At 44.2% G+C, this 18302-nt stretch carries 14 protein-coding genes and 1 riboswitch; of the genes, 2 read left to right on the plus strand and 12 right to left on the minus strand.

Annotated features, from left to right (window positions below):
• Positions 1-91: 91 nt before the first annotated feature.
• Positions 92-193, plus strand: a riboswitch (THF riboswitch).
• Between the two features lie 63 nt (positions 194-256).
• The gene (locus tag LRC_RS09555) at positions 257-811 is read left to right on the plus strand and encodes a folate family ECF transporter S component (RefSeq protein ID WP_014074223.1); all 555 of its coding nucleotides are present in this window, start codon (positions 257-259) and stop codon (positions 809-811) included.
• A gap of 87 nt (positions 812-898) precedes the next feature.
• On the opposite strand, the gene lepB (LRC_RS12115) is transcribed toward LRC_RS09555, so the two are convergent.
• From lepB (LRC_RS12115) to serC, 4 genes are all read right to left on the minus strand, one after another.
• Entirely contained in the window at positions 899-1135 is a 237-nt protein-coding gene (lepB, locus tag LRC_RS12115) for a signal peptidase I (RefSeq protein ID WP_258414322.1), read from the minus strand.
• Positions 1113-1430, minus strand: a complete 318-nt coding sequence (gene lepB / locus LRC_RS12120) for a signal peptidase I (RefSeq protein ID WP_258414324.1) — start codon at positions 1428-1430, stop codon at positions 1113-1115. The genes lepB (LRC_RS12115) and lepB (LRC_RS12120) overlap by 23 nt, the downstream gene beginning before the upstream one ends.
• A 313-nt stretch (positions 1431-1743) precedes the next feature.
• The gene (locus tag LRC_RS09565) at positions 1744-2922 is read right to left on the minus strand and encodes a 3-phosphoglycerate dehydrogenase family protein (RefSeq protein WP_014074224.1); all 1179 of its coding nucleotides are present in this window, start codon (positions 2920-2922) and stop codon (positions 1744-1746) included.
• Complete coding sequence (serC, locus tag LRC_RS09570) at positions 2922-4010, minus strand: 3-phosphoserine/phosphohydroxythreonine transaminase (protein ID WP_174519772.1); 1089 nt, start codon at positions 4008-4010, stop codon at positions 2922-2924. Before serC ends, LRC_RS09565 begins: the two co-directional genes overlap by 1 nt.
• 807 nt (positions 4011-4817) lie before the next feature.
• On the opposite strand from serC, the gene LRC_RS09575 reads away from it, so the two are divergent.
• On the plus strand, positions 4818-6188 hold the full coding sequence (locus LRC_RS09575) for a C40 family peptidase (protein ID WP_338034082.1): 1371 nt from the start codon (positions 4818-4820) through the stop codon (positions 6186-6188).
• An 855-nt stretch (positions 6189-7043) separates the two neighbouring features.
• Here the strand turns inward: LRC_RS09575 and LRC_RS09580 are convergent.
• From LRC_RS09580 to LRC_RS09625, 8 genes are all read right to left on the minus strand, one after another.
• Complete coding sequence (locus tag LRC_RS09580) at positions 7044-7730, minus strand: amino acid ABC transporter permease (protein ID WP_014074226.1); 687 nt, start codon at positions 7728-7730, stop codon at positions 7044-7046.
• A gap of 15 nt (positions 7731-7745) precedes the next feature.
• Positions 7746-8576 (minus strand): transporter substrate-binding domain-containing protein, encoded by an 831-nt coding sequence (locus LRC_RS09585; protein ID WP_014074227.1) that lies wholly within the window; start codon positions 8574-8576, stop codon positions 7746-7748.
• Positions 8577-9583: 1007 nt separating this feature from the next.
• Positions 9584-11407, minus strand: a complete 1824-nt coding sequence (locus LRC_RS09600) for an alpha amylase N-terminal ig-like domain-containing protein (RefSeq protein ID WP_014074229.1) — start codon at positions 11405-11407, stop codon at positions 9584-9586.
• Positions 11408-11460: 53 nt separating this feature from the next.
• Positions 11461-12270 (minus strand): maltodextrose utilization protein MalA, encoded by an 810-nt coding sequence (locus tag LRC_RS09605; protein WP_014074230.1) that lies wholly within the window; start codon positions 12268-12270, stop codon positions 11461-11463.
• Between the two features lie 205 nt (positions 12271-12475).
• The gene (locus LRC_RS09610) at positions 12476-13351 is read right to left on the minus strand and encodes a sugar ABC transporter permease (RefSeq protein WP_014074231.1); all 876 of its coding nucleotides are present in this window, start codon (positions 13349-13351) and stop codon (positions 12476-12478) included.
• Positions 13352-13359: 8 nt separating this feature from the next.
• Positions 13360-14643, minus strand: a complete 1284-nt coding sequence (locus tag LRC_RS09615) for a carbohydrate ABC transporter permease (protein ID WP_014074232.1) — start codon at positions 14641-14643, stop codon at positions 13360-13362.
• A 322-nt stretch (positions 14644-14965) separates the two neighbouring features.
• Entirely contained in the window at positions 14966-16216 is a 1251-nt protein-coding gene (locus LRC_RS09620) for an extracellular solute-binding protein (protein ID WP_014074233.1), read from the minus strand.
• Between the two features lie 313 nt (positions 16217-16529).
• Positions 16530-18293, minus strand: coding sequence for a glycoside hydrolase family 13 protein (locus LRC_RS09625; protein ID WP_014074234.1), 1764 nt, complete (start codon positions 18291-18293; stop codon positions 16530-16532).
• Between the last annotated feature and the right edge of the window lie 9 nt (positions 18294-18302).

The raw sequence follows: 18302 nt of genomic DNA on the forward strand, positions 1-18302 counted from the left end.
CGGCTACAAGTGAACGATAACCGTCAAGTTTTTAAGTAACATTCGTGTTTCATGGTGGATTTTGCACCCAATCTATGTTATATTATTCGTTGCAGGGGTAGGAAGTCCTGCGTCAAGGGCTGACGGAACGGAATGTGAACGTCAGCAGAAAGGTCCTGTCATTGGCCTGCGTGGTTCTTCCGCATTCACCATAATTACAATTTCATAATTTTTGGTGCTTGTCTCCCCCAATAAACTTTAGGGAGATGTTTATCTAATGACAAAACTTACATGGAGCAGTCCTAAACTGACGACTCGAACCTTGACCTTTGGCGCATTGCTGATTGCGATTCAGCTTTGCCTGTCAAAACTGTCGGTTGGTCCCGAAAACGTCGTCAAGGTCGGATTAGGCTTTATCGGTACCGCAATGATCGGGTATTTCCTTGGTCCATGGCTTGGTGGAGTTGCATTGGTTTTGAACGACCTGATCAGCAACACCGTTTTTTCAACCGGATCGTCATTCTTTATCGGATTTACCTTCTCTGCATTTGTCACAGGCGTTATCGCCGGATTATTTTTGCACCGTCAGGAAATTACCTGGCAGCGTCTGGCAACGTACACTTTCTTTCAGATCCTGATTTCAAACGTGTTCTTCAACACGATGTGGATCTTTTTGATGTACTTCCAGACCAAAACGGCAGGCGCCTTGTATGGCCTTTTGGCTCAGCGACTTCCAAAGGAAATCATCAGCTGGCCGATTGAAGTCATCGTTTTGCTGTTCCTCATGAACGCAATCGAACGCTTGCCAATCAAATCTTTGAACAATAATTAAAGATAATGGGATCGGATAATCCGGTCCCATTTTAATTTTCTTCAAAAAAGGCTTTTGACGCACGAACGCATCAAAAGCCTCCTATTCTCACTTATCCATTACGCCTACGACAGCCCGCTTGGGAACAAAGCCAAACATCCGGCTGTCTTCCGAAGTCGAACGATGATCCCCCAAAACGAAATAACTGTTTTCAGGAACTCTGTCGACAATCGTCTTCCAGTGATTGCGCACGCCAAGATCGTGCAGCGTCCAATCACCCGTTGAAGCCGACGTTTTTTGTTCTTCATTCAGATAGCTTTCATCAATTTTCCCTGCCGTTGACATAGATGATTCCGTTTTTTGATTCGATGGAATCACCTGGAAGTCCAATGACGCGTTTGATGTAATAGCCGCTTTCTTCCGGCTTGACGGACATCCTTTTGGTATCAAAGACGACGACGTCCGACCGCTTGATTTTTTTATGATATTCGATAAAAACCTTTTGCCCGGAATCAATCGTCGGGGCCATTGAGCTTCCGTAAACTTTGACTTCTGCACCGTTTTTCCTGAACATGAAAAAGGCCGTAAAACATAAAATACCCGTAACGAACCAGGCAGCAAGAACCTTTACTTTGCTCATAAATTCTCACCTCTGAGAAATTGTTATTCCCAATTCTAGCATCATCCGTCCAGAATGTATAGAACAAGTCACCGATGCTTTCCTTCATGAAAAATGCAGTGCTCATAGCGACGGTCTTCTTGGCGATAAACATCGGAACTTGTGTCTCCGAAATAACGTTTAATCAAAAAAGAAAGCCACCGTCACTAGAAAACGCATTCACCGCATCTTCTTAAAAAAGCGACGTCCAAATCGCATGCGCAACTCGGATGCCGCTAAGGAAACGGAAATGCTTTCCGTCTGCCCCTGCCAAGGAATTTAATTATACCATACCTTAGGCGTGATTGTGCAATGCCCTGACGCGAATGACCTCAGGAATCGTCATCAATTCCTTCTCAAGCTCTTCGACTTGTTCTTCGGAAAGAGCGGCCGCATCAATTACCGTATAGGCAATCTTATCGCGCGACCTGTTGATCATGTTGTCGATGTTGATTTCGCGATTTGCCAAGATTGTCGTGATGCGTCCAACCATGTTGGGGATGTTTTGGTGAATCAAAGTCAGGCGAAGCGGTGCCTCAAACGGCATTTCGACCGTCGGAAAATTGACCGAATTGACGATGTTTCCCGTTTCAAGATACTTGCGCAAAGTTCTTGCAGCCTGCTTGGCACCGTTGACCTCGGCTTCTTCCGTCGTTCCACCAAGGTGCGGCGTCACGACCGTTTTGTCATGATTAAGAACTTCAGGAGAACTGAAGTCAGTCATGAAAAGCCTCAGCTTGCCGGAATCAAGCGCTTCGCAGACGTCATGATCGTTGACGATTCCGCCGCGCGAATAATTCAGGAGGACTGCCCCGTCCTTCATTTTTGCAAGCTCCTCTGCAGAAATCAGATTGCGGTTCTGTTCAGTATACGGAATATGAATCGTGACATAGTCGCTGTCATTCAAAACGTCATCGAGGGATTCCGCGCGCGGAATGTCGTTGGAAAGCCTCCAGGCATGCTCAACGGAAATATAGGGATCGTATCCGACAACGTCCATCCCTAAATCATATGCTGCACGGGCAACTTTTGACCCGACGGAACCAAGTCCGATAACGCCGATGCGCTTACCCTGAAGTTCCGTTCCGTCAAAATGGTTCTTGCCCTTTTCAGTCTGCAGCGAAACATCCGCGCCGCCCATCTTCTTGGCCCATTGAATCGCAGGAATAACGGGACGGGCTGCCAAGATCAAAAGCGCAACGACAAGCTCCTTGACGGCATTGGCATTTGAGCCCGGGGTATTGAATACGACGGTGCCCTGATCCGTGCATTTTACAAGCGGGATATTATTGAATCCGGCCCCTGCCCGAGCGATCGCAAGCACGTTCGTTCCAAAAGCCGTTTTATGCATGTCCTGGCTTCTTATCAGCAAAGCATCCGGCTTTTCCGTCTGGTTGACCGTATATGAGTCCTTTGGAAAAACGTCAATCCCTTCCTGAGCAATTACGTTGTAAGTCTTAACATCGAATGTCATTAGTTTTCCCCCTTGATTTCCGTTTCAAATTTTTCCATGAATTCAACCAATGCCCTGACGCCCTTCAGCGGGAACGCATTATACAGGCTGGCCCGCATGCCACCGACCAGTCGATGGCCCTTGAGATTCTTGAACCCTGCCTCATCTGCCTCCTTGATGAAGCGCCGATCCAATTCTTCATCGCCCGTAACGAACGGAATATTCGTCGTTGACCGGTCGTCTGCAAAGACCGGCGACTTGAACAGCTTGGAATTGTCCAAGAATTCGTAAAGCAAGCGTGATTTTTCCTCATTGCGCTTTTGTGCGGCATCAACGCCGCCTTCTTCAAGCAGCTGCTTAAAGACGAGACCAGCCGCGTAAATCGCAAAGACCGGCGGCGTATTGAGCGTCGAATGTTTCTTTGAAAGCTTGACGTAATCAAGCATTGAAGGCAGGTTTTGACTTTCATCGAGCAGAGAATGCTTGACAATCACGACGGTCAGACCGGCCGGGCCGATGTTCTTCTGTGCTCCGGCCATAATAAGTCCAAAATCTTCAACGTTATATCTTTGGGCAAGAATGTTTGACGACATGTCAGCCACAACGACGTTTCCCTTTACGTCCGGCAGCTTGCGATACATCGTTCCTTCAATCGTGTTGTTGAGCGTGACGTGAACATAGTCGCAAGGTCTGTCCAAATTCAGAGAATACGGCAGCTTCGTGTAATTTTCGGCCTCTCCGGATGCTGCCGCATATGTCGAGATTCCTGGCAGCAAATCCGCTTCCTGCCTGGCACGGACTGCCCAATGTCCGGAATCGACAACGGCAACGGTCTTTTCCCTGCGTGCCAGATTCAGGGGAATCGTGTCAAACTGAAGCGTCCCGCCCCCCTGAAGAAACAGGACATCATAATCGTCCGGCACGTTCATCAGCTGACGCAGATCGCTTTCGGCCTCATTTTGCATGTCAACGTAAAGTGAGGATCGGTGACTGATCTCCATAATGCTCATACCGCTTCCCTTATATGAAGGAAGTTCCGCCTGAATCTTCTTGACGACTGACTTTGGCATCACCGCCGGTCCAGCTGAAAAGTTATAAATCTCTGTCACATTACCCACTTCTTTCTTGTTTTGAATTTAATTAATCTATTTCTAATAAACAGAAAAGTTTCTGCTATCCTTTAACTTTAGGCTATTATCATGCAAAATGCAATAAGTTTCAGCGATGAAAATTAAAGAAATGTTTGAATTCCAACTCTTATTTAATGTCTCAATTATCGGATTGACAAATTCAGATTTTAATAATTAACATAACTGTAACATTCACGAGCTTTCATTGACAATCTTTGACGTTCAAAACCCTGTATTTTACAAGGGTTTCCCCAGGCATCGGTTTCCTTAAGTCTTTTGTAACATTCACGTAACGTTAGAATGAAAGAGAACTTTGAAATCCATAACTTCAACAAACAAAATCCTTTATAAAAAGGAATTCTTCATTGCTTCATCAATATCTCACAAAAGCTTCACGTTTGCCTTTAAATCCCGTTATATCAGCAATAATGAGCTGTTTGTTACAAAAATAACTTATTTTGTAATATTTTTAGCTCATATTTGCAACATTTACCAGTTAGAATAGTACGTATAGGGTGTCAAGGGAAAGTTCACCCTGTTGACATAATCCGTGAAACATGATATGCATGTTTCTTTGTTTATCGTTGGTGTTATTTAGAACTTATTCCATAGTATTTGAATCGGGAGGATAGAGACTGTTAATAGAATTGAAGAACGTTGCGCAACAGCATTTACCAATCAGGGGCAAGGCTGTTTGCCCTGGTCAGTCGCTTTAGGAAGAGCCACTGGCCTTGATGCCGGTCTTTGAGCCGGCAAGCGCAACGGATGCAGTTTTTGCATCATCCTATGTTTTATATAGCAGTTGTAGTTATTTTGAATCATACAGCTAAAAATATTTTAATCGGTACAGCTGGTGCTGCAGGTTTGTTTTTGGCCTCAGCTGCAACAGCAAATGCCGATACAGCACATAAAGTTGTTAAAAACGACACTGTTTGGGATCTTTCCCAAAAATACGGCGTCTCCATCGAATCAATTGAAACGCTTAACAAGATTGATCAGAACAGTCATTTGATCGTTACTGGTCAAACATTGCAAATTCCTGCAAAAAACGATGCCAGACAACAAGAAGACAAGACAACGGAAGCAACGCATGAGGTTTCAGTAAAAGACGGTGATTCTCTCTGGACGATTGCACAGGCTGAAAACACGACGGTTGACAAGCTTCGTTCATTGAACAACCTTAAAGCAGACGAAAATTTGATCTACCCTGGTCAAACGCTCAAGGTTCCCGGTGCTGCCCAAGCAGCGGCTCAAACTCAAACGACGTCCACCGATACCCAACAAGCTTCAGCTCAAACGCAACAGCCTGCTCAACAAAACGCTTCAGCTGATCAGACTCAGCAAGCAGCTGCAACGAATGCTCAAACTCAACAAGAAGCTTCGACTGCTGCTAACTCTGAGGCTTCTCAACAGCAACAGGTTCAAGTTGTCGTTTCTGCAAACCATACGACTCATACGGTCGTTTCCGGAGAATCTCTTTGGTCGATCGCACAAGCTTACGGTGTGACCGTTGATTCATTGCGTCAGTCAAACAACCTTGGTGCAACGCTTGTCGCAGGCACGACTTTGACGATCAACGATCCGACAAAGAATCCTGCACAGCAGCAGACACAGGCTGCTCAACAACAAAAGCAAGCTGCTCAGGCGGAAGCTTCAACTCAAACACAGCAGGCAACCCAAAGCAGCAATAATGCTCAACAGCAACAAACACAGCAACAGGCTCAACCATCGAGCTCAAGCAGCCAGCAGCAGTTTGCACCTGCTCAGCAGCAAGCGACACCAACTCCTGCCGCTTCATCCTCAATCAGCGGCAGTGCGGTTGCAGCATATGCTCAACAATTCATCGGCGTGCCTTACGTTTCCGGTGGCAAGACGCCAAGCGGCTTTGACTGCTCAGGATTTACACATTACGTCTATGCACACTTCGGCAAGGAAATCGGAGGATGGACGGTTCCTCAGGAAAGCGCCGGAACACAGATCAGTGTCAGCCAGGCTCAAGTCGGCGATTTGCTCTTCTGGGGTGCACGCGGTAATACTTACCACGTTGCAATCTATCTTGGCGGCGGACAGTATATTACTGCTCCGGAACCCGGACAAAGCGTCAAAATCGGCAATATCCGTTACTTCCAACCTTCATTTGCCGTTCACGTAAATTAAACAATGATTCAAAGAGGCTGGGGAGAATGTGATCTCAATTGAAAACCCGGACGGAATTTGCATTAACTGCAAATTCCGTCCGGTTTTTTATGTATATGGGAACAAAATTCCTGTTATGACGGAAATAACCAAAGGAAGAGTAACAAGAGTCAGCTCCCAGACAACGACCGAATTCAGTCGCAAGCTGCCTTTTATCTCTCCCTTATATTGTGATTCATATCTGTTTATGTTTTTACATTTTACGTGTCCTCTGAAGCTGCCCGAAATTAAACGATTATTATTAATATTTATGCACAAATTTTATTTTTACTCAATTACCAACTTAATAGTGTAATTATAGTATTTTTTATCATAATAACTATTCAAGATATATTTTTTATAGAATAACAATCATCTTTGAGTAAAAGCGATTTTTAGTTATTCTCTTTATTTTTGTGCCTACAATAATCAGAATGTTTCCAAATAATGCCTTTTCCCTTAGAAACACAACTAAAAAACTCCCTAGCCGGGGAAAGGCCAGGGAGAAAAAAGGTTATATGGAGTATTCGATTATATCGCAGCACTGGGGAAGCGTGCAATACAATAGTTCCTTTGGAAAAAGGAACTAGCTTGAAATTTCCTTCAAGCTACAGGTTTATATTACAAGTTTGATGTGAACTTTTTATGAACTTGGGTTGAAAAATGATTATTTATTCACTAGCAAGATTTTGGCCTGAATCTCCGCTTGTGCTCACATCAAACGTTAGCCGGCGAATCTTTTTTACAACTAAAAAAACAAATTAAAACAGCGCCATGGGGCAACATGACGCCGTTTTGCAGTTGCGCCCGCCGACATCATGTGTGTTAGGGAGTTTTTCAGGCCAGGCGCGCATATTTGCGACTCATTTTCTTTTCAAAATATCCAATAATCCAGGATAACGTAAACGTCAATACGAAGTAGATGGCAGCAGCGACAATCAAAGGAGGAACAAAGTCATACAACGTTCCGCCAACGCCCAAAGCTTGTGCCGTAACTTCCTGAACGCCGATATAAAACAGAACGGAAGATTCCTTGATCAAAGAGATGAACTCGTTTCCCATTGCCGGAAGAGCATTTCTGACCGCTTGCGGCAAAACGATTTCAAACATTACCATATGACGCGTCATTCCTAATGACAGACCAGCCTCAGTTTGTCCTTTCGGAATCGAAATAATCCCTGAACGGAAAATCTCCGCCGTATAAGCCCCTGAATTTAACCCAAGAGCAATCGAACCTGGCAAAACGCGATCAAGACTGGCGCCAAGAATATGAATCGGCGGGATGCTCAAGATTTTTGACAACGAATAATAAATCAGCATGACCTGAATCATCGAAGGAGTTCCGCGAACAACCGAGATATAGACGCGAGAAATCGTCGCCAGAATCTTGTTGTCGGAAATTCTCATCAAAACCAGCAGCAAGCCAATCAAAATCCCGATAACGCTTGCGATGATCGAGATGATAATCGTTTGTGCGGTACCTTCAAGAAAGGCTGGGTAATAGCGCCCTAAAAAGTCAAACATCTTAGATCCTCCTCATTACTTGCCGTACTTGGCTTGCAAGTTCTGAGCATCTTGAAGCATTTGGCCCGAAGTGCCGCCTTTTTGAATCTTGTCGATAACCTCGTTAACGACCTTGATCAGCTTCTTATCGCCCTTCTTAGCAGCAACGCTGTACGATTCGATATCTTTGCCGGTTGTCAATTTTACCTTGGCAATCGCATACTTGCCAGGATTTTGTTTTACGTAATTATTGGCAATTGCATTTTCCAAAACAAGACCGTCAATCTTGCCGTTCTTAAGCTCTGTTGCAAGACTCGTCGTCACGGATTCCGTCACGAGGTTTGCGCCCTTCATTTGCTTTTTAACGATGTCTTCTTGCGTCGTTGATTGTTGAGCACCGATTTGCTTGCCCTTCGTATCGCTGATCTTGTTATACTTGTCAGCATCCTTCTTTTGAACAAGCATAACGTTCTCAACCGTGTAATAAGGCTTTGAAAAATCAACGACTTTTGCACGCTTGGCCGTCTTCGTCATGCCGCTCAAAACAAGATCGACTTTGTCGTTTTGAAGTTCAGAAATGAGCGACGGAAATTCCGTGTTGACGATCTTAAGCTTAACACCAAGCTTATCGGCAACTTTTTGCGCAAGCATGATGTCATAACCGGTAATTTCTTTTTTGCCGTTTTTAACGATCGGAAATTCGAACGGTGCAAAGTCTGCCGAAGTTCCGATGGTCAAAGTCTTGTTGTCCTTGACCTCTTGCACAGAATTATCTGATGATTTCTTTCCGCATCCGCAAAGAATCAGACCAAGAGCACAAACTGAAGCAATCCCAAGCGTAAACTTCTTAATCATATTCTTTTTCATATCAATTTCCTCCAATATTTAACGTTGTGCCTGATTTCATGCTGATAGATGCACAACTAATCATGATAAGTTACGAGACGTCATTTGCCCTTTTCGTCGTCGTTTTTTCATAGTAATTAACTCCTTAACTGTTTCGATATTGCATATGTTAAACTTATATACGGGATTTGTCAATATATTTATGCAATTTTTAGTGATTTTTTTGTTTTTTATGCATTTGTATGAATATTAGAAACGTAGTGACCCGCCATCTGCATTTTTCATGCATCCGATTTTTTTGTAAAATGCAGAGCTGACGGCAGCGAACAATGACTTGATGCCTCTTGAATCGACGTTCACGGCGTTTGCGGGCAAATCGAAAAAAATGGCATTTTTCCCGGAACCGCAGTCTGCCTTTGAGTAATTTTGTTGATTGCGGCTTTGCTCGGAATCCTGCTTTAGCGCGCGGATCCGAAAGTAGACAAAAAACGGAATAAATGCCTCATTTTTGTCTACCGGTTGGTCCAAATTCAGGGTGCGCGGAACCAAAAGTAAAACAAAATCTCCAAAATTCGGAAAAATGTTCTACTCGGTTACCTTCGCCAAAGCCGTGTGGTCTCAGATTACGGGCAAATTTCAAAAAGCAACGATTTGCCCGTAACCGAGGTCAGGTGCAGTGATTGAGCAAATGATGCGCAGCACTGCCCTTGGCAAAATCACTGCCGTTTACGGACAAATCGATGAAAATTGGGAGTTTGTCCGTAAATTTAAGTGAAATCTTGTCGTGCCTCCCAGAACAAGAGAAAATCCGCACCAATCATGGCACGGATTTAAATCATTATTCAGTTGAGCGTTCGGCTCCACACCTTGTCATAATCATGTTTCGCCTCACAACCCCCTTGTCCCAAGCACCCTTGCTCGGGCAAGACGAGCTTACCCGTCGCAAGTGCGACTTGGATACGCGGGGGCTGAGCGTTCGGCTCCACACCTTGTCTAAATCGGGTTCATGACCGCTCGTTTCCACACCTTTACATTTCCACAATCACAAACCCCTGCTTGCCTAAGCGCGAATCCTTTTCCATCAAATTTTGACTCAAAAGCAATTTGGCATTTTTCGGCGTCACGATTCGGATGCTGCCGTAACCCAAATTGAAGCAGCAAAACAGTTGCTGCTTGCCAAGTCTTCGCGTAAACGTAATGAAACCCGTCTTATTGCTGCACTGCCCCCATTCAAAGCTGCCCTTGGTCAAAATCTCGATGTATTTTCTTCTGATTGCGGTCAAGCGTGAAACAAAACGCGTCATCGTAGCGTTTTGTTTTTCTTTTTCCCACTTCATCGTCGGTTGCAAGGACGGACTTTGACTCGCATTTAAAAACGGCTGTTCACCAGAATTTTCATCTTTTTCTTCCGCTTTGACCGACAGCAAATCCTCGGTTCCGTACAAAAAACAAGGGGCCTGAATCTGCATGAACGAAAAAGCCAGCAATGATCTCAAAAGTTCTTCATTTCCGCCGCATGCGTCAATCAGCCGAATCGTATCCGGTGCATCGAACTCCAATATGTCGCAAGGAATAGACGAAGAGCGTCGCTTGGAAGCAGTCTGAACTTGCGAGTCGCTCAAATCAATGGGCGTCACGTCGCCCTTGGTGAACGCATCAACAATCTCGCATGAGTACGAATTCGAAAAGACAACATCAAGCACGTTTTCTGAACCGTCATTTGCTTTGAGGCGTCCCTTGGAAACAAGCATGACGCTCGGATCAAGTACACGCAGCTCATCTTTTAAACGTCGCTTGAACGAGTCAGGCAGCTCATCCGCATTGTTCAAACACCATGCATCGATTCCGAAATTTCTTGTCCAGTAACTGAAAACATTGCTGAACATGTCTTGAACCTCTGCATTTTCAAAATTGAGTCTTGGCTGATGAGGGTTGTCGTCAACAGCTTCATAAGTCAGCATTTTAGCGTAATCAGGAATGTCGCTTGGAATGTAGCGAACAGGATACTTGTCAATCAAGAACCACTTGGCGTAAGACGAGCGCTCGCTATAATGACGAACGTCCTGCCATTCGAGCGAAAAATCGCTCAAGTGGTCGCAACAAATATCCATCATCACGTGCATCCCGCGATTATGCACGGCTTCAACCAGTTTTTTCAAAGTTTCTTTCGTACCGAAATTTTTGTCAACCTGAAAAAAGTCGATTGTATCAAATTTATGTCCTGAATATGCGGAAAATACCGGTGTCAAATACAGTCCGTTGAACCCAAGCTTTTGCAGATGATCCAAATGATCAATGATTCCCTGAAGGTCACCACCGAAAAGACTGGCCTTCATTGGATCATTGTTCCAGTCATCTGCACCTTTAGGATCGCTTGTTTCGTCTCCGTTAGCGAAACGATCCGGCATCACGCGATACCACACGGTTTTTTGAGCCCAATCGTTTGAAATTTTTTGACTGCATTTATTCAGATAAGGGGTAATGAATCCTCGCATCTGAGCAACGTTTTGAAGGTTGAAGATCTTCAGCGCGTTTTCACCGTAAAGATATTCTCCATCCGTTGCATCAAGCAGTCTGAAAGCATACTTGATGCGATGCTTGGACGAAACCGGCAACAATGCCTCCCAGTAGTCAAACTCGCCATTCACCAAATATTTTGTCATTTCGAGCTGGTCAAAAGCCCAAGTATTGCCCTCGATATTCCTCAGTGCTTCTGCGCAAGGAGCACCATAAATTACTCTGATTCGCGCAAAGTCTCCATGCCTTGTTCTCAAGCGCACGCAATACTTGTTTTGTTTGGTCAAATAACCCATTTCGCTTTCTGGGTGATGAAAAATTGCCGCTTTGTCCATTTCTATTACCTCACCTGATTTTCTACTGTCTATATTATAACTTAAAAATCAAGTTATTTGCGTTTTTCAACATAGTAATCATTGAAGTGAGTTTTTGTATATACGACAAGCATCAAAATGATTGCAGAAGCCGATTGCACGGCCGTCATCAATGACAAGTCGAAATGCACAGTCCCGAAAACAAATGCCACCAACGATGCCGGCCCCAAAACGTTTAACATGACGTTGACCGCTTCTTTGAAGTTTCCGATCGTAATCATCGGACTCTTTCTTGCAAGCCATAAAAAGATGCTTCCGACAAGAATGATCAAAACATCCGTCATCAAAAACATGGATCCCACAAGAAACATCATTGAAAATGCAATTGCCGCCTTATTCCTAAGATACCAAGTTTTCACAAGCTGTTCTTTCAACTTGCCTTCATTCGGTGCATATTTTTCGTTATAAAAAATCTTGTAGGTTACCTTGCGATCTCTCAAATAGAAAAATTTGTCGCACATGACGACTGCCGATTTTGCTTTGTCTACCTGTTTTTTCGGCAAATTGATGCCCATCAAACGTCCTTTCTCGTTTTTGAGAACCTGCGAATTCTTAAATGAATATTCATCTTTGGAATATGAAGCATTCTTGGCAATTTGCTGCATTTCCTTATCATTTAGCATTTGCGAAACCTCAGGCATATATTCACCGATATCGACCGTCGTCTTTTGCTGATAATAAAGCGGAACCGGTGTTAAAACAAGCGCAAACAAGAAAACGAATACCAAAATCAGCTGCCACCACTTCATTGATTTGCGATTCGTAAACATTTTTACTGGTGACGTCCATGATGCGAAATAATTTGACGGAAATGCGTCTTTCATTATAAAAACCTCGTTTCAAGTACTTTATACAAATAATTTTACCACGTTTGCAATCGCTCGCAAAGGCGGTACGTCAACTTTCCCTAAATACGCGGCTCTGCATTTTTTCAAAACAAAAAGGAACCGGATTCCCGGTTCCCTAGCAATTAATTAAGCTAAAGGAGTTCATGGGAGAAAGTTAGCTCCCATGCCTCCAAAATTTCCGTTAGCCCTTGGCACCGCCGGCCGTCAAACCGGTTACGAAATATCTTTGCAGATAGAAGAACAATGCGCAGATCGGAAGGGCAATCAGAATAGCACCTGCGGCAAACAAGGCAACTTGTTGATTTTTCGGATCTGAGATGAATTCCTGCAGCCCAACGGCAACAGTCAGATTCTCCTCTTCGCGAAGCAGGTAGCGAGCCGTCATGTAATCGCCGAACGGTCCCATAAATGCCCACAGCGCTTGAACCGCAATCATCGGCTTGACAAGCGGCATGACGATCTTCCAGAAAATAGTGAAGTTGCCGGCACCGTCAAGTTTGGCCGATTCGTCAAAGTCATAAGGCACGGTGTCAAAATATCCTTTCATCAGCCAGGTATTCATCGGAATGCCTCCGCCGATATAGATCAAAATCAAGAACCAGTCATGATCAAGCCCATTAAGCAACATGCCCAAAACGTAGTAAGCAGTCAGAGCCGCCATCGTCGGTACCATTTGAACGACAAGGAAGAAAGTCAATGACCACTTTTTGCCGGCAAAGTTATAGCGCGAATATGTGTACCCTGCAAGGGTAATAACAGCAACTTGAACAAACATCGTAAAAATAGAGATGATGAGCGTATTTCCGTACCAAGTACCGTAAAGCGTATCCGTGAACAATTCCTTGAAGTTGTTCAACGTCCATGGCCCGCTGAAATCAAGCGTAAAGGCAACCACGTCGCTGCTCTTAAATGCAGTCATCGTCGTAATCAGCAACGGATAGATAATAATTATCGAAAGCAAAATCATGTACAGATACGTGAAGAAATGTTTTAAGAAACGGTTCCTCTTGATCGAGCTTTGCTTTTTGACTTTTATTTGTTCAGCCATCTTAATCATTCCCCTCTCTAATCCATGTCAAATGCATGCGACTTCTTGAATACGAACAACGAAACCGCAATGACGATTGCCGAAATAATCAGCGTGATTGCAGAAGCAAGTCCGTATTGCGGCGTAGTGCCGGTCGTCAGCTTATAGATCCATGAAATCAAGATATCAGAATTTCCGGCACCACCGCCAACGTCTCCTGGGCCACCATTATTGAACAGGTAGATGATGGAGAAGTTGTTGAAGTTGAACGTATATTGCGTCACGAACGTCGGTGCGGCAACGGCCAAAATTGCAGGCAGCGTAATGTGATTGAACTTTTGTACCGGCGTTGCGCCGTCAATCGTCGCAGCTTCATATAAATCTTCAGAAATTGATTGCAAAATACCGGTTACCAGCACGTAGATATACGGGAAACCAAGCCAACCTTGAATCATGATCAAAGCAACCTTTGTCCAAAACGGATCAGTCATCCAGCTGATCTGTGGAATATGAACCGGCAGGAAATGATTCAAAAACGGAATTACCTGGATATTAATCGCACCAGCTGAATCATTGAAAATATTTGAAAAACTCATAATCGTGACAAATGCAGGGACGGCCCATGGCAGCAAGAAAATAATCCCAAAGATTTTTTTGCCTTTGATGAAATCTTGGTGAGCAACGACAGCCGTGAAAATTCCGATCACGATTTGAAGCGTTGAGGCACACAATGTCCAAATTACCGTCCATCCAAAGACCGCACCGAACGTCGCACGATAGGAACTGAGCATAAACATATCGTGGAAGTTTTGAATACCAATCCATGAAATAAGAGATGCGGGCGGAATATGGTTAAAATCGTAATTCGTAAATGCCATAAGCAGCGTTACGAAGACGGGCAAAATAATCGTAAAAATCATTAAAATATATGCCGGAAACGTCAGCAAATAAGGAAAACCATCAGTCGCAAGCGAATCACACATTTCCTTCCAAGTCTTAGGAACGTCCTTGCCTCGATTGATTGCTTCCGCTGTTTTTCTTGCATCTCTAACATTGACAATATAAAACATCAAAAAGATAATTGTGACTAAAAATTGCAGCGTTCCTCGAACCATCAAGAACATCGAATGATCTCTTCCGGCAACCGTCCCGAGAGTAACAAGCCCGACCAAGGCATTGAAACCAAAAACGGCCATTTCAATGATGAAAAGAGCAAAGATGCCTAAAAAGATGATTCCTTTAGCCTTTTGACCATTTTTTAATTGACCAAGTCCAGGAATCAGAGAAAGCCACATTGTTTTCTTTGGATTCAACTTTTCCATTTAAATCCCACTCCTTTAAAACGACATAAATAATTGCTATTGGCGAAAGCAAAAGCCTTCATAATCAAAGAGTTTGGCTGATTGCCAAACTCTTCTGAAAAATATTTGAAAAGCATCAAAGATGAACGGGCAAGCCAAGCGGCTGAAACCAATGCTTGCGTACGGGCTCATGACCGCTCGCTTCCACACCTTGTCTTAATCAGGTTCCAGCTCGCATTCCCCCTATCGCAAGCAAGGACTCCCTGGACGAGACAAGACGAGCCTACCCGTCGCAAGTGCGACTTGGATACGCGGGGGCTAACCGTTCGGCTCCACACCTTGTCTAATCCTTATACTTTTGTTCAATCGATTGACTGATCTGTTTTACAGCAGCATCTGCCGCCTGCTTTGGCGTCTTCTTGCCAGAAGCCGCATTTATGACCAAGTTTTCAGCACCTGTCCAAACTTCGGCCATTTCCGGAATGTTAGGCATCGGATCTGCATAAGCAAATTGCTTGATAACGGCCTTGGACAATTCCGTACCATTCTTGATTGCATAGTTGCGAGCATTTTGATTGGCAGGAACTTCTTGAACGTCCTTGTAGAATTTCTCTTGATTCTTGTCGTTTGTCAGATAGTCGATGAACTTTTGGCAAACTGCTTTATTCTTCGTATACTTTGAAACGACCCATGCCTTGCCGCCACCGAATGCTTGATATTTTTTACCGTTGTCCAACGTCGGAATCGTTGCGACGCCATAGTTGACCTTGTCTTTCTTATATGTTGCGGCCATCCATGGACCATCGATGATTGCGGCAGTCTTGCCGGACGTAAATTGATCCGTAATGAAGTTTTCGTTTGAAGTCTTTGACTGCATGCCTTTTGGCCAAACGTTCTTGAACCAGTCAGTGATGTATGTCAAGCCTTCAACTGCACCGCTGTTGTTCAAACCAAGCTTCTTAGGATTTGTATTGCTGTCACCGAAGATATAGCCGCCATAACCTTTGATCAAGCCGTAAGCGTTATAGAAATTTGTCCATTGGCAAAGGAACCCGACGTTTTTGGTCTTGTCGTTTGCATATGCGTACTTTGAATCCTTGGAAAGAGCTTCAAGATCTTTGAACGTCTTAGGAGCCGTCTTGATAAGATTCTTGTTATAGTACATAACGAGCGTTTCTATTGCGGCCGGTTCGCCATATTGCTTGCCATTAAGCGTAACAAGTTTTTTGTCGCGTGAATCGTAGCGACCGGAGACAAGCTTAACGTCAGCCAATTGGCCTTGCTTGCCCAAAACGCCGACTCTGTCAAACGGAGCCATCATCACGTCAGCAGCTTTACCTGCAGGTCCGTCAAGTTTCAAAGCGTCCAAAGTTGCCAGAGCATCCTTCGTCTTTACGACAACCTTGACGTTGTTCTTCTTTTCAAAGTTGCCTTTGACTTCATTGATATAATCTTTGTAGCCTTTGTCAACTGAAATCGTAATCGTCTTCTTTGAGGAATCGGATCCGCTCTTACTGTTTCCGCAAGCAGCCAATGACGCGGTTGCACCCAACGCAATAGCTAAAACACTAGCTTTCTTGATATATTTGTTCATTTTAAATCCCCCTTTAGGTTAATTCGTTTTCTTACAAGTTTTATTATGCGTCATCATATTCCTTTATGCAACCGATTACAGGGTGTTACCGGTAACATATTGTAGCGCTTACATTATGGTTCCGATTGATTTTGTAAACATTCTTCTTTTTTCGTTAAATGCAGCACTCGCTAAATCATCACGCCAAGCTATTTGCTTATTTCCATCATGGAAGGCGATCGTCACTAATACAAAAAAACCGGATGATTTGCAAATAATTGCAAATCATCCGGATCCTTAATTTGAGGCATAGTTTGCCCCGCCCTTGAAAAATTTATTTCTTTACGATTATGAAGCCGTCTTTTTCAACCTTGTCATTCTTAAGGTTTTGCCCGAGCAAGACTTCACCAAAACAAGGCGCTTCAAGTGCTTTTTCACCCATGTTGAAGAAGCAATGCAACTCAACTCCGTCAAAACTTCTGACGACTTCAAGACTGTTCGTTTCGTCACAAACGTTCCTGTATTCGACTTTTCCCTTCGACCAAATATCTGCGTAATCTTTTCTGAGCTTAATCAGCTTTTGCATGAACGCAAACATTTCGTGATCCTGTTTTTCCTCATCCCAAATCATGCACTTGCGGCATCCTGGATCAAAGCCACCGTCGAGTCCAACTTCCGTGCCATAGTAAACGCAAGGGGCACCAGGCTGCGTGAACATGAACGCAAGCGTCTGACGCTGAAGCTTTTTGTTACCGTGACAAAGCGTCAAAAGTCGAGCCGTATCATGAGTATCCATGGCATTCAGCATGACTTCGTTCGTCTGATCGCGATATTTCATCAAATGTTCGGAAAGCATCGATACCATTTCTTTTGCCGTCGTTTCGTGCTTGACGAAATCAAGCGCAATCGACTCAGTAAACGGATAGTTCATCACAGCATCAAATTCTTCTTGTTCAACCCATTCCTGAGCACTGTGCCAGACTTCGCCGAGAACGTAAAAATCTGACTTCAATTCGTGCGTTGCGGCATAAAACCTCTTCCAAAAATGGTGATCGATTTCGTTTGCGACATCGAGCCGCCAGGCATCAATGTCAAATTCTTTGATCCAGTACTGCGCAATCTCAAGCAGATATTCTGCCGTTTCCTCATTAGCGGTATTGAGTTTTGGCATATGCGGAGTCGTTGCGAAGACTTCATAGGTCAAATTTTTTGCATGCTCTGCATTTTCCGTCTCATCATAAGAAACGGGGAATTTGTTGATGTGGAACCATTTGGCAAATCTGGAATTTTCGCCGTACTTTTGCACGTCTTTCCATTGAATCGAAAAATCGCCCATATGGTTGAAAACCGCATCAAGCATGACGTGCATCCCGCGTTCATGGGCAGCATCAACCAACTCTTTGAACGTCTCCTTGTCGCCAAATGCAGGGTCGATTCCAAAATAGTCGACCGTATCGTACTTGTGATTGGACGTTGCGGTAAAAATCGGGCACAGGTACAGTCCGTTTACACCCAAATCCTGCAAATAGTCGAGGTGATCAAGAATTCCCTTCAGATCACCGCCAAAAAAGTTCGTCGGTGTCGGATCGGCACTCCCCCAAGGAAGAGTTCCAGTCGGATCATTAGTCTTGTCGCCATTTGCGAACCTTTCCGGGAAAATCTGATACCAAACAGTTTTCTTGACCCATTCGGGCGTTTTGACGCGGTCGATTTCATGAAGATAAGGCATCCTGAAACAGGATAGCTTGTCTTCGTTTTCTTCCGTATAAGGCATTACGCGCCTGTCGTCATATAATATCTCTTCTCCGTCGTTGCCAACCAGATGAAACGCATACTGAAGCCTGTTCAAAGGCATCTTGACTTCCGTTTCCCAATAGTCGTGGTATTTGGTTTCAAACGTTTTCTCCATCAAAATGACGTCATGCTCCCAAGTGCTTTCGTCTTTTTCGTTGACCTTGTTTCCGTACGGATCTCCGTAAAGCAGCTTGACTTCTTTGACATCGCTGTGCTTTGTTCTCAAGCGAATCTGAAAAGCATCTTTTGTCTTAAGATATGCCATCTCGCTGTCCGGGCGATGATATAACGCTGAAATTTCCATTGCGTTCCC

Origin of the sequence: Ligilactobacillus ruminis ATCC 27782 (genome assembly GCF_000224985.1) — a bacterium.
Taxonomy (GTDB): domain Bacteria; phylum Bacillota; class Bacilli; order Lactobacillales; family Lactobacillaceae; genus Ligilactobacillus; species Ligilactobacillus ruminis.